The 12936-nt window shown below is 63.7% G+C and carries 15 protein-coding genes; 13 read left to right on the forward strand and 2 right to left on the reverse strand.

Features of this window, described 5'->3' with window-relative positions; translation table 11 throughout:
• Window positions 1–91: 91 nt before the first annotated feature.
• The 6 genes from QUH67_RS19270 (at window position 92) to QUH67_RS19295 (ending at window position 5762) form a co-directional block, all read left to right on the forward strand.
• Complete coding sequence (locus QUH67_RS19270; RefSeq protein WP_300940401.1) at window positions 92–1621, forward strand: sensor histidine kinase; 1530 nt, start codon at window positions 92–94, stop codon at window positions 1619–1621.
• Entirely contained in the window at window positions 1618–2058 is a 441-nt protein-coding gene (locus QUH67_RS19275; RefSeq protein WP_300940402.1) for a response regulator, read from the forward strand. The genes QUH67_RS19270 and QUH67_RS19275 overlap by 4 nt, the downstream gene beginning before the upstream one ends.
• Window positions 2055–3146 (forward strand): sensor histidine kinase, encoded by a 1092-nt coding sequence (locus QUH67_RS19280; protein WP_300940403.1) that lies wholly within the window; start codon window positions 2055–2057, stop codon window positions 3144–3146. Before QUH67_RS19275 ends, QUH67_RS19280 begins: the two co-directional genes overlap by 4 nt.
• A 147-nt stretch (window positions 3147–3293) precedes the next feature.
• Complete coding sequence (locus QUH67_RS19285; protein ID WP_300940404.1) at window positions 3294–4109, forward strand: AraC family transcriptional regulator; 816 nt, start codon at window positions 3294–3296, stop codon at window positions 4107–4109.
• Window positions 4110–4268: 159 nt separating this feature from the next.
• Entirely contained in the window at window positions 4269–4961 is a 693-nt protein-coding gene (locus QUH67_RS19290) for an O-methyltransferase (RefSeq protein WP_300940406.1), read from the forward strand.
• A gap of 45 nt (window positions 4962–5006) precedes the next feature.
• Window positions 5007–5762, forward strand: a complete 756-nt coding sequence (locus QUH67_RS19295; RefSeq protein ID WP_300940407.1) for a siderophore-interacting protein — start codon at window positions 5007–5009, stop codon at window positions 5760–5762.
• A 104-nt stretch (window positions 5763–5866) separates the two neighbouring features.
• Here the strand turns inward: QUH67_RS19295 and QUH67_RS19300 are convergent, their stop codons facing one another.
• Entirely contained in the window at window positions 5867–6661 is a 795-nt protein-coding gene (locus QUH67_RS19300) for an IclR family transcriptional regulator (RefSeq protein ID WP_300940408.1), read from the reverse strand.
• A gap of 165 nt (window positions 6662–6826) precedes the next feature.
• On the opposite strand from QUH67_RS19300, the gene QUH67_RS19305 reads away from it, so the two are divergent.
• The 6 genes from QUH67_RS19305 to QUH67_RS19330 all read left to right on the forward strand — a co-directional run bounded on the left by QUH67_RS19305 (window position 6827) and on the right by QUH67_RS19330 (window position 11475).
• On the forward strand, window positions 6827–7804 hold the full coding sequence (locus QUH67_RS19305; protein ID WP_300940410.1) for a Bug family tripartite tricarboxylate transporter substrate binding protein: 978 nt from the start codon (window positions 6827–6829) through the stop codon (window positions 7802–7804).
• A 3-nt stretch (window positions 7805–7807) separates the two neighbouring features.
• A complete protein-coding gene (locus tag QUH67_RS19310; protein ID WP_300940413.1) occupies window positions 7808–8425 on the forward strand; it encodes a flavin reductase family protein in 618 nt (205 codons plus the stop codon).
• Window positions 8426–8498: 73 nt separating this feature from the next.
• Window positions 8499–9359, forward strand: coding sequence for a fumarylacetoacetate hydrolase family protein (locus QUH67_RS19315; RefSeq protein WP_300940414.1), 861 nt, complete (start codon window positions 8499–8501; stop codon window positions 9357–9359).
• Window positions 9360–9363: 4 nt separating this feature from the next.
• Complete coding sequence (gene hpaH, locus QUH67_RS19320; protein WP_300940416.1) at window positions 9364–10167, forward strand: 2-oxo-hept-4-ene-1,7-dioate hydratase; 804 nt, start codon at window positions 9364–9366, stop codon at window positions 10165–10167.
• Window positions 10168–10195: 28 nt separating this feature from the next.
• The gene (locus QUH67_RS19325) at window positions 10196–10576 is read left to right on the forward strand and encodes a RidA family protein (RefSeq protein WP_300940418.1); all 381 of its coding nucleotides are present in this window, start codon (window positions 10196–10198) and stop codon (window positions 10574–10576) included.
• 23 nt (window positions 10577–10599) lie between these two features.
• Window positions 10600–11475: an amidohydrolase family protein gene (locus QUH67_RS19330; protein ID WP_300940420.1), complete on the forward strand. Its 876-nt coding sequence runs from the start codon at window positions 10600–10602 to the stop codon at window positions 11473–11475.
• Window positions 11476–11616: 141 nt separating this feature from the next.
• Here QUH67_RS19330 and QUH67_RS19335 read toward each other — a convergent pair whose 3' ends face one another.
• The gene (locus QUH67_RS19335) at window positions 11617–12129 is read right to left on the reverse strand and encodes a hypothetical protein (protein WP_300940422.1); all 513 of its coding nucleotides are present in this window, start codon (window positions 12127–12129) and stop codon (window positions 11617–11619) included.
• A 75-nt stretch (window positions 12130–12204) separates the two neighbouring features.
• Between QUH67_RS19335 and aat the strand changes: the two genes are divergently transcribed.
• Complete coding sequence (gene aat / locus QUH67_RS19340) at window positions 12205–12879, forward strand: leucyl/phenylalanyl-tRNA--protein transferase (protein WP_300940424.1); 675 nt, start codon at window positions 12205–12207, stop codon at window positions 12877–12879.
• The last annotated feature ends 57 nt before the right edge of the window (window positions 12880–12936 follow it).

Below are 12936 nucleotides of genomic sequence, written 5' to 3' on the forward strand. Positions count from 1 at the left end.
CCGCCACGATGGAACCAATCAGGCCCTGCGGCATTATCGCAAGTTGGGGATCCCTTGCGGGGCAGTTCTATTTCGATGACCCGAGATCGTCGTGACGCCTGAGGCCCAGCGTCAGCGCGCTGTTTGGCAAGTCCTGCTGCTGTCGGCGGGACTTCTGGTGCTGGTCGCCGTCAGCGTCACCTCCGTCCTCCTGGTCAACAAGGCCCGCGACGCCAGCAGCCTCGTCGTCCATACGGTGGAGGTTGAAAGCCAGCTGTCTAACCTGCTGTTGGAAATTCGGCGCGCAGAGAGCGCCACGCGCGCCTACCTTCTGACATCGGCGCCGCAGTTCCTCGCTGAATACGAAGCAGCTGCCAGCAACATCCTGCCCGCCGCCGATCGGCTTGCAAAGATTACCAGCGATAACCCGGTTCAGGTCCGGAACTATGCCAAGCTGCGTACCGCGATCGAGCAGCGCCTGACCGAATTCGCGCGCGGCATCGACCGCGTCAAGAACAACGACGTCGCCACCAGCGTCACGGTGTTGCGCAACGGCACCTCGACCAGCGCCGTGCGGGCGATCGCCGAGGCCGGGCGCGACATGCGCGCCGAGGAAGAACGCTTGTTCGCCATGCGGACCGTCGACGCCGATCGAACGCAGGTACTGGCGTCTTCCGTGACGATCGCCGGCTCTGGGCTCGTCATCGCATTGGGCGGACTCTCGGTTTTCCTGGTGCGGCGCTCGTCGCGTGCACGCGACGAGGCCGAAGCAAGCCTGCGCGATAACAACCTTAACCTCGAGGCCGCGATCGACGAGCGCACCGCGGATTTGCGCGAAGCCAATGACGAGATCCAGCGCTTCGCCTACATTGTCAGCCACGATCTGCGTTCACCGCTGGTGAACATCATGGGCTTCACCAGCGAGCTGGAGGAATTGCGCGGCGACATCTTCAGGCGGATCGCGACGCTTTCCCGCGGGCAGTCCCCCGAACCGGCCGTCCCGGAAAACGCCACCGATACTGCCGAGCCCGTGCTCGAAGGCGCCGACAAGCAGCTCTCTGAAGAATTCACCGAGGCGCTTGGGTTCATCAAATCGTCGATCGGCAAGATGGACCGGCTGATATCGGCGATCCTCCATCTCACCCGCGAAGGCCGCCGGGAATTCCAGCCGGTCCGGATCGACACCCGTGAGTTGATGGAGGGCATCGTGTCGACCGTGGCGCATCAAATCGCCGAGGCCCAGGCCAAGATCCGGATCGACGAATTGCCCACTATCGTCAGCGATCGCCTTGCAATGGAACAAATCTTTTCCAATCTGATCGACAATGCGCTCAAATACCTCAAGACTGGGGTTCCCGGCGAAATCGCGGTGCGCGGCCGCACCAAGCTCGGTTTTGCGATCTTTGAGATATCCGACAATGGGCGCGGCATCGACCCAAAGGACCATCAGCGCATTTTCGAGCTCTTCCGCCGCGCCGGAACCCAGGACAGGCCGGGACAGGGCATCGGCCTTGCCCACGTCCGGGCCTTGGTGCGGCGGCTGGGCGGAACCATGTCGGTCGCCTCAGAACTTCATCAGGGCAGCACGTTCACGATCACGTTGCCCATCAAATGGTCTGCCAACCGGAACACAGAGACATGAGCAATCCAGTCACCATCATCATGATCGAGGACGATGAGGGCCATGCCCGCCTGATCGAACGCAATATCCGTCGATCCGGTGTCAACAATGAGATAAAGCCGTTCACCAATGGTACAGCCGCGCTGGAATACCTGTTCGGCCAGGATGGAACGGGCCTCGACCACAAGGGCAACGCGCTCCTGATCCTGCTTGATCTCAATCTGCCCGATACGACCGGCATCGACATCCTGAAGCGGGTCAAGGAAAACAAATATCTCAAGGCCACGCCGGTGGTGGTGCTGACCACCACCGACGATTCCCACGAGATCAAGCGCTGCTACGAACTCGGTTGCAACGTCTACATCACCAAGCCGGTGAACTACGAAAGTTTTGCCAACGCCATTCGCCAACTCGGCCTGTTCTTTTCCGTCATCCAGGTACCTCCTGCAGCCACATGAAACCCGCAACGCCGACATTGCTGTATATCGACGATGACGCCGGCCTTGCCCGGCTGGTCGACCGCGGCCTGACGCGGGCAGGCTTCAAGGTCGTTCACGCAGCGGGCGGCGAGCAAGGGCTGGCGCGGCTGGCGCAAGGCGGCATCGATGTGGTCGCGCTCGACCAGTACATGCCGGGGCTCGACGGTCTCGAAACGCTGGAAAAGATCATGGCGACGGCGGGCGCGCCGCCCGTGGTGTTCGTCACCGCCTCGCAGGATTCGGCGATTGCCGTCACCGCGTTGAAGGCCGGCGCCGCCGACTATCTGGTCAAGGATACCCAAGGCGAATTCATTCCGCTGCTCCAGGTCGCCTGCAATGGCGCGCTGCGGCAGGCCGAGATTCAGCGCGCGCGCGACGAGGCGGAAGCCGAGGTTCACCGCTCGCGCGACCGCTATGCGGCGCTGGCGGCCGAACGCGAGGTGTTGCTGCGCGAAGTCAACCACCGCGTCGGCAACTCCCTGCAGATCATCGCCTCGCTGCTGCACCTGCAGGCCAACTCGACCACCCAGGACGACGTCAAGGCCGCGCTGACCAATGCGATGGGCCGCGTGGCCGCGGTCGCGCAGGTTCACCGCCGCCTCTATACCTCGCACGATCTCAAGAGCGTGCTGCTGAACCAGTATCTCGAAGCGCTGCTTGAAGACCTCCGGCGGTCGGCCGAGGGCAACAAGATGTCACGGCTGACACTGAAGGCCGAACCGATCGAGATCGACCCCGACCGCGCGGTCGCGATCGGCATCATCGTCAACGAACTGGTGATGAACGCCGTCAAATACGCCTATCCGGATGGCTCAGGGCCTATTCACGTCGAACTGCAGCTCGACGGTGAAGATATCCTGGTTGCGATTGCCGACGATGGTGTCGGCCTCAATGTCAAGGTCGACCCGCGCTCCACCGGCATGGGACAACGCATCGTGAGCGCGATGGCCAACAAGCTGGACGCCACCGCCGAGCGCGATCCCAATCATCACGGCACCAGGATCGTGCTGCGCTTCCGACGCACGCCGAAACCAGCCCCAAAGCCGAGCAGCGCCGCAGCGGGCTAGTTCAGGACGGATCGCTATTCAGGATTCCGCGCGAAATGTAAGCGGCGGAGCCGCCGCCAGCCTAACGACCTTATGTGTTGAAAATCGCAATCATGGACCGATATTGTCCGATCTGGTCAATCGTACCCGGATCCATCGTCACCTGCCATGCCCTTCTACCAGCTCAAAGAAGAAGGTCTTCATCCCGACGATGATTTCGATCCCGAGGACGTGCCCCGCGCCATCGCGGCCGTCGGGTTCGACATGTTCACCAAAGGCGTCGAGATGCCCGTTCACGCGCACCGGAAGGCCCAGCTCATCCTGACCTTGCGCGGCGTCGTCAGGTGCGAGGCCGGTAACGGCGTCTGGATCGTGCCGCCACGCTGTGCACTGTGGATTCCCGGCAACCTTCCCCACAGCGTGACCGCTGCCGGAAATGTCGAGGTCTATCTGCTGTTCGTCGAACCGGATGCGACGCCCGCGTTGCCGAGGCAATGCTGCACGCTGTCGATCTCGCCGTTGCTCGAACGCTTGCTGCTGCATGTCACCCAGATGCCGGTGCTGTACGATGTCGGCGGCGCCGACGGCCGGATCGCCACGGTGCTGCTCGACCAATTGTCTGTCGCGCCCGTCGAGAAGCTGAACTTCCCGATGCCGGTTGATGCCAAGCTGCGTAAGATCGCTGCCGCGATGATGGCCAATCCCTCCGACCGCGCGACGATCGACGACTGGGGCCGGCGCACGGCCGTCGCGCCGCGGACCTTGACCCGGGCGCTGAAACGCGAGACCGGCATGAGCTTCGGCCGCTGGCGCCAGCAACTGCACATCCTCATTGCGCTGCAGCGCCTTGATCAGGGGGCGTCGGTCCAGACCGTGGCGCTCGATCTCGGCTATGAGGGCGCGAGCGCCTTCGTCACCATGTTCCGCAAGGCTTTGGGCAAGCCACCTGCCCGTTATCTGGCAGAACGCCGCGTCGGCGCGTGATCGTGGTTCGCCATCGCGCGAACGTCGAAGCCCAATTGACCGGAAATCGCAATATTTTGTCTCGTTTGCGGAATACGGTCAGCCGGGCGATTTCGTATCCTGGCGCCAACGCTGACACCCTCGCGTGTCCGCGGGCGAATTTCCAACGGAGACGGAAACGTGGACTCACTCAGCAGCGGCCCGGTCGCAGAAGTTCTCAGACGCCTCCATCAGGAAGCCGAAGCCGCCGACGCAGCGCTGATGCAATCCCTTGCGAGCGAGACGAGCAGTGTCGAGCAGGCGATGAGACAGGTTGTTGAAGCTGAGGCCAAGGATCTGACGGGGCTGTATCACGGTTACGCCGATAATTTTCTGAGCGTCTCCCCGACGTTTGGGCGCTTTCTCTACATGTGTGCTCGAAGCTGCAAGGCCAGGCGTATCGTCGAGTTCGGCTCTTCGATGGGAATTTCCGCCATCTATATGGCGGCGGCGCTGCGCGACATGGGTGGCGGCCGCCTGATCGGCACCGATCTCGAGCCCAGCAAGGCCGAACGCGCGCGTGCGAACGTGACGGCCGCCGGGTTGGGCGATCTCGTCGAGTTTCGGGTCGGCGACGCACGTCAGACCCTCCAATCCGACATGGGCGGTGACGTCGACATGGTGATGCTCGACGGCGCCTTCACTCTCTATCTTCCCATCCTCAAGCTGCTGGAGCCGTATCTGAAACCGGGTGCGATCATCATCGGCGAGAATGCGTTCGCGCAAGCCGGCGGTTACATCCAGTACGTCCGCGATTATCAGAACGGTTATCTCTCATTGCCGCTGTCGTTCGATCCGGAGCGCGGTAACGAACTCACCGTCAGGACGAAATGATCCGCGCCGCGGCGCTGGCGAAATTTAAGGTGAAGGAAGCGAAGTTTGACGGAAGCCGCCAACCGGCCACATGATTCTGCGCCGCCGTTCGCCCCGCCGGGCCGCATCATGCGGACGTTGCTGCAATGGCTGATGCGTCCCGCGCGCGTTGCCGCGGTCGAGACGCTCTCGCCGCACTTTCGGCTGGTCCACCTGGAAGGCGAAGCGCTCAGGAGCGTCGCCTGGACGGCTGGCCAAAAGGTCCAGGTATCGATGGGCTCGGGCCTGACTGCGCGAACCTACACGCCGCTGTCGTGGGACGCCGGCAGCGGCAGGACACGAATGCTCACCTTCGCACATGGCGACGGTCCTGGCAGCCGATGGGCAAGCGGCTTGCGCGAAGGCGACAGCTGCCAGTTCTTCGGTCCGCGCCGCTCCCTCGATCTATCCGGTCTCGAATCGCCGGTGGCGCTGTTCGGCGATGAGACTTCGTTTGCCCTGGCGGCGGCACTTCGCGATTCGCCGCAGATTGACGGCGCAATCCACGTGTTTGAGGTCTCCGATGTCGCGGAGTCCCGGCCGGTGCTGGAGGCGATCGGCGTGCGCGAGGCGACATTGGCCGAGCGCACCGCCGGCGACGCCCATCTCGCCGCGGCCGAAGCCGAACTGTTGCGCCTTGCCGACAGCGGCGCGCATTTCGTTCTGACAGGCAAGGCATCGTCGATCCAGCGCCTCAGCCGCGCCTTGAAAGCAGCCGGCGTCGCGTCTCGGCGTTTGCAGACCAAGGCCTATTGGGCCAAGGGCAAGACCGGGTTGGACTAGGTTGATTGACATGCCACGCAGCGGGATCATCGCGGCGGCAAAGTGAGCTGAGTGAAAGACGTCAAATCAAAAACCCGAAGCCGATTTCATCGGAACCGGCCATGCTAATCCCGCGGCGTTGCCGCCTCGATCGCGCGGGCAGCTGCCACCAGAACGTCCGCAACCTCGATCGCGCGACGCGGGCTCAGCCGGCTTCGGATGGCCGAGAGCGTGATCGCGGCGGCCGGCACACCGTCTGGCTTCCGGATCCAGGCCGAAAGCGACTTGGTTCCCTGCACCAGCCCGACATCGCGCAGATTGTAGCCACGGCGGCGCGCGAGCTGGACCTGGTCGAGCACCGTCGCCGTGTCGGTCCGATAGGCGCCAAACCGTGGTTCGTTGGCGAGCACGATCTTGCGCGCCTCCGCCGCCGGCATCGCGGCGAGTATCGCGACGCCGGCACTGCTGACGCCCAGCGGCCTTCGCACGCCGACCTCGATCGAGAGCACCTGGATCGGATAGAAGCCGATACGGCGGGCCACGCATAGGGTGTCGAGGCCGGTGCGCACCGTCAGGAACAGCGTATCGCCGAGTTGCGCCGACGCTGCCGCGAGATGCGGCTCGGCTGCAATCAGCAGCGGCGTTCGCGAGGGCCGCGCGAGCGCCAGTTCGGACACCTGGCGACCGACGACGTAGTTCCCCGTCCGCTCGCTGCGCTCGACGATTCCCTCCTCGATCAGCACGTGCACGATGCGGTGGACCGTAGGTCGCGCGAGTGACGTCGCCTGCACAACCTCGGCCAGCGGCACGCCTTTTTCTCCGCCGACCGCGAGCGTTCGCAGCACGGACAGGGCGCGGCGGATCGCCTGCCCGCCCTGCTGCGGACCTCGTCCTCGCGCCCTTAACCGACCGTTTGTCATCGCAGGGCTCCCTGTCCATAATGTGGACAGAAACACCACAATTTCGTCGACAGCGAAAGGGCAGCGCGCAAGATCGGGGCAGACAACAGACGCGCCTGCCGCCCGGGGACGGGGCTTGCGCATAAAAAATGCTGCGGCGGATCCGCCGCTTTTCGGGAGAATGCGATGAAATTTTTCGCGATCGCAGGCGTTGCTCTATCGACAATGCTGACGGTGGTTTCGAGCCTTCCGGCCGTTGCCCAGCAATGGCCAACGCGGCAGGTCAAGCTGATCGTGCCCTATCCGGCTGGCGGCAATGTCGACAGCGCGGCGCGCGTCATCGCCGACAGGCTGCAGGCCAAGCTGGGCCAGACGTTCATCGTCGAGAACAAGGCCGGCGCCGGCGGTCTCATCGCCGGCGAAGCATTCGCCAAGATGCCGCCCGACGGCTATGCGCTGTTCGTAGGCGCCAACGGCCCGGTGCTGTTCGCGCCCGAGATCGCCAAGCGCGACGCCTACAACTGGAAGCGGGATTTTGTCCCGATCAGCTCGATCACGATGACGCCGCTGGTGCTCGAAGTGCATCCATCGCTGCCGGCCAAAGATCTGAAGGAGTTCATCGAACTCGCCCGCAAGGATCCCGGCAAGCTGACCATGGCGTCCCCCGGCCAGGGCACCACCAACCACCTGCTCAGCGAGTTGATGCAATCGACGCTCGGCGTGGAATGGCTGACGGTGCATTACCGCGGTAACGCACCGGCGCTCAACGATTTGATCGGCGGTCAGGTGCAGTTCGCGCTCGACCAGATCTCGGTCGGGCTGCCTTCCATCAAGAGCGGCATGCTGCGCGCGCTTGCCGTCACCGGAACTCACCGCGCCTCCTGGCTGCCGGATGTCCCGACCTTCACCGAACTCGGCTACAAGGAATTCGACGGCCAGACCTTTACCGGCCTGTTCGCGCCGGCGCGCACGCCGGCCGAGGTCGTGACGAAACTGCACGAGACGCTGGCGGAAATCCTGAAGGATCCCGCCGTCATCGCGAAATTCAACGCGCTCGGCGCCGAGGCCGTATCGATGAAGCCACAGGAGTTCACGGGCTATCTCGAACGCGAGGACGCCAAGTGGATCCCGGTGGTCCGCAAGGCCAACATCAAGGCGGACTGATCCATGCAGATCGATCCCGGCGATCTCGGCGCGGAGCGGATTTACCGGCTGATGACCGGCATCGTGGTGCCGCGCCCGATCGCCTGGGTGACGAGCCTGTCGCGCACGGGCGTGCTCAACCTCGCCCCGTTCAGCGCCTTCACCTTCGTCTCGCAGAAGCCGCCGATGCTGGCCATCAGCGTCGGCCGCAAGGGGCCCGACTACAAGGATACGGCGCACAACATCCTCGACACCCAGGAGTACGTCATCCACATCGCCGACACGCCGTTGATGGGTGCGGTGCATGACAGTTCGGTCGAGCATCCGCCCGAAGTCAGCGAGGTCGAAGAGCTCAAGCTCGAAACGCTTCCCAGCGAGCGCATCAAGGTGCGCCGGCTTGCCGCTGCGCCGGTCGCGATGGAATGCGTGTTTCGGCAATGTCTCGAATTCGGCGAGGCGCGCAGCCGGCTCATCGTCGGCGAGGTCGTGATGTTCCACATCCGCGACGGCCTCGTGAACAACGGCAAGGTCGAGACCGCAGCGCTCGACCCGATCGCCCGCATCGGTGGGCCGCGCTACGCCCGGCTCGGCGAGATCGTGACGCTGGGCGCCGTCTTCCAAACCCCGAAATCGACCGATTAGTGGTGGCAGCCATCCGTAGCGAGCTTGCTGACGTCGGACGCAGATCGAAGCAGGATTCTCGAAGGGGACGACAATGCGACTTGTGAGCTATATGATGGAAGGAGAGCCGCGCTACGGCGCGGCCGTCGACGATGGCGTCGTCGATCTGACGAAGCGGATCGGCCCGAAATGTCCGGACCTTCGGAGCCTGATCGCCAGGGACGGCCTGGAAGTCGCGCGCCAGATGGTCGCCGGCCTCAAGCCGAGCCATGCACTCGACGATCTCGTGCTGCTGCCGCCGATTCCGAACCCGGAAAAACTCTGGTGCATCGGCGTCAACTACAAGGACCGCAACGCCGAGTACAAGGACAATTCGGACCTGCCGAAATATCCGAGCCTGTTCGTCCGCAATCCCTCCTCCGTGGTCGGCTCCGGTCAACCGATCGAAAAGCCGAAGATTTCCGAACAGCTCGACTATGAGGGCGAGCTTGTAATCGTGATCGGCAAGGAAGGCCGCCACATTCCCCGCGAGCGCGCCTTTGAGCACATCGTGGGCATGACGCTGTGCAACGAGGGCAGCGTGCGCGACTGGCTGCACCACGGCAAGTTCAACGTCACACAGGGCAAGAATTTCGATCGCTCCGGCAGCATCGGGCCGTGGATCGTCACCGCTGACGAATGCGATCCGCGCGGGCCGCACGACATCATCACCCGCGTCAATGGCGAGGTGCGCCAGAGCGACAGCACCGAACGGCTGATGTTTCCGTTCGATTTCCTGATCGCCTACCTCTCCACCTTTGCCACCCTGAAGCCCGGCGACATGATCGCCACCGGCACGCCGACCGGCGCCGGCGCAAGGTTCACCCCGCCGCGCTGGCTCAAGCCCGGCGACGTCGTCGAGGTGGAATCCGCTGGGATCGGTATCCTGCGCAACACCGTGGCGGAGGAGCAGTAAACCGATGCTCGACCAAGCAATCGTCGAACGGCTGGCGCAGCGCCTGGATGAAGCCGAACGCAGCAAGTCGCTGATCACGGCCTTCACGCGCGACTACCCGGATCTCACGATCGAGGATGCCTATGCCATCCAGCGCGCCTGGACAAAACTGCAACTCTCCCGGGGGCGCGTCGTCAAGGGCCACAAGATCGGCCTGACCTCGAAGGCGATGCAAAACGCCGTCGGCATTTCCGAGCCGGACTATGGTGTGCTGTTCGCCGACATGTTCTATCCCGACGCCTCGCCGATCCCGTTCGACCGCTTCCACGCGCCGCGCATCGAGGTCGAGCTGGCATTCGTGCTGAAGGCGCCCTTGAAGGGCCCCGGCTGCACGCTGTTCGACGTGCTCAACGCCACCGACTATGTCACGCCCGCACTCGAAATCCTGGAAACGCGGATGCACCGCGTCGACCCAGAGACCAAGGCCCCGCGCAAGGTGATGGACACGATATCGGACAACGCCGCCAATGCCGCGCTGGTGGTCGGCGGCCGTCCGATTCGTCCGCTGGACTTCGACCTGCGCTGGATCGGCGCGCTGCTGTTCCGCAACGGCCAGATCGAGGAGACCGGCATCGCCGCCGGCGTCCTCAACCATCCCGCCAACGGCGTGGCCTGGCTCGCCGACCGGCTGGCCGCCCAGGGTGAGACGCTCGAAGCCGGCGAAGTGGTGCTGGCCGGATCATTTACCCGGCCGGTCGACATATCAAAGGGCGATACGTTCCATGCCGACTACGGCCCGTTCGGATCGGTGTCCTGCCAGTTCGTCTGAACCACAAAACGTCCCAGGGAGAGCCGCGATGACAAGGCGCAAGAGCATCCACATCGGCGAGTTCAAACACGCCAATCCGATTCCGAACGCCTGCCGGATCGGCCATCTGCTGATGTCCGGCGTCATCCTCGGCCGCGACGCGGATGGCAGGATGCCGGAAAAGATCGAAGACCAGTGCGCCAACATGTTCGGCCACATGAAGGCGATCGTTGAAGCCGGCGGCGGCACGACCGACGACATCATCAAGATGACGGTGTGGCTGCAGGATCGCAGCCAGCGCGCGCCGGTCAATGTCGAATGGCTGAAAATGTTTCCCGACGAACATTCCCGCCCGGCCCGCCACGCGCTGCAGATGGACATGGAGAACGGCGCGCTCGTGCAATGCGACTTTACGGCCGTGATCGGCTGATGCGATCGAAGGAGTAACAGAACATGCCGACCTATCTCCCATTCGATCCGAACCCGCGCCGCCCTTCAAAATTGCCGCCGCCGAAGAGCATCGACAGCCAGTTTCACGTGCTGGGCCCGCTGGAAAAATATCCGGTGCGGCCCGGCGCCGCCTACCAGATGCCATCAGCGACCTGGGAAGCCGCGCTGCGCGTCCACAAGACGCTGGGCATCGAGCGCGGCATCATCGTGCAGACCACGACCTACGGCGCCGATCACGCCGTCGTGCTCGATGCGCTCGCGGCGATGGGCCCGAACTACCGCGCCTGCGCCAACGCGCTGGTGTTTGCCGAGGCCAGCGACGCGTATCTCGCCAAACTCAATGACGCCGGCGTGCGCGGCGCGCGTTTCAGCTTCCGCCAGGAACTCGGCGCGGTGCTCTCGGACAAGGATTTTGCGCGTGCGATCGCGCGGATGCGCGAACTCGGCTGGTACGCAAAGATCCAGCCGGAGAAGGACGGCATCGTCTCCAGCGTCGCCAAGTACGAAAACCTCGATTTGCCCGTGCTGATCGACCACATGGCCCGCCCCGATCCCGCGCGCGGCAAGGACGATCCCAATCTGCAGAAGATGCTGGAGCTGCTGTCAAAGGGAAACTTCTGGGTGATGCTGTCGCTCGGCGAAAAGACCTCCAAGAAGGGCAAGCCGTGGGACGACGTCATCCCGATCGCGCGTGCCTATCTCGAAGCCGCCCCCAACCGCTGCGTCTGGGCGAGCGACTGGCCGCATCCGGTCTCGGTGGTGCAGCCACCGAACGACGCCGACCTGCTCGAACTGCTCTACAGCTACGTCGCTGACGAGGCGGAATTGGAGAAAATACTCGTGACCAACCCGGCAAAGCTGTTCGGGTACGAGGATTAGGGCGTGCCGTTCATAAGCGCGTAGCCAGATACGAGACGGCTTCCGCTTTCGACGGACATGTCCTGCATCGCTGCTGGCTACCCGATCGCGAATGCCCCAAACCAGACGCCGAAGGATTCCGTCCACGCGTCCGTACCAAATTCAGAAGCTCCGCCGCACACCATAGACAGGTATGCGTTCGAACTCGTCGAGATCAACCCTTTTCGCGCCAGTCAGCGCGACGTCACCATGGGTGAAAAAGCTGATGCGGTCGTCCTTGTGAGAGGTCCCCACGCCTAATCTGAGGTCGGCTGGACAGTCTTCGGGAGTGTCGACGTTCAACGCGAATGGAATGGGGAGCGTCGTTATCGTATTGGGAACTGTGAAGGTCTGAAAGTCTTTCAGGTTCTCTCCTGCCTTCGCTTCGCTGCCCCGCACAATCTCCGAGAGTGTAAACCGCAGAAATTTGTCAGGAGAAGCGAGGGGGCGGCCTGGCGATTGCACCAGTTCTCCGCGCAGCATCTTCTTGCATGCGCCTGACGCGCTTGTCGGTGTCACTACCGCAAGCAACGTCACCACGGCCGCTATCATGTAACCCATGGCAAGTACCTCGAAATCGACATTAGCAACGCGAACACCGGAACGACGATCAGGACTGCGTTCATAGTGCCTCATCCACCCTCGATCGGGCCGCGCCGTCACGGTTGCGGAACGTAGCATTCGCCCCGCCGGTCCTGCTATCATGCGCGCATGACATCGCGCGATCCAGCCGCCTCCGAAATCACGCCCGAGGTGCTGCTGCGGGCCTATGCCTGCGGCATCTTCCCGATGGCCGAGAGCGCCGACGACCCGACGCTGTTCTGGGTCGAGCCGGAAATGCGCGGGGTGATTCCGCTGGACGGTTTTCGCATCGCCTCGCGGCTGGCCCGCACCGTACGATCGGACACCTTCAGCGTCACCGTCGATACCGCCTTCAAGGCGGTTATCGCCGGCTGCGCGGCGCCGCAGCCCGGCCGCGACGACACCTGGATCAACAAACGGATCCGCGATCTCTATCTGGGGCTCTACGAGCTCGGTCATTGCCACAGCGTCGAGGTCTGGCAGGACGGCGACCTCGTTGGGGGCCTCTACGGGGTCAGCCTCGGGCGGGCGTTCTTCGGCGAGAGCATGTTCCACCGCACCCGTGACGCGTCGAAGGTGGCGCTGGTGCATCTGGTGGCGCGGCTGATCGCCGGCGGCTTCGAACTGCTCGACACCCAATATGTCACCGAACATCTGCGCAGCTTCGGCGCGGTCGAAGTACCGCGGCGCCGCTACCGTGCCCTGCTCGACAAGGCGATCACTGGCGAACCTGCGGATTTCATGCGGGTGCGAGCCGGCATCAGCGGCGAGGAAGCGCTCGCGATTGTTTCGGAGCGCGGCTGAGTTGCTTGTCCCGGTTCTGCTGCGCACTTCGTGCGGCACTGCGCCCGGGACCCCAGT

The organism is Bradyrhizobium roseum, from assembly GCF_030413175.1.
Lineage (GTDB): Bacteria > Pseudomonadota > Alphaproteobacteria > Rhizobiales > Xanthobacteraceae > Bradyrhizobium > Bradyrhizobium roseum.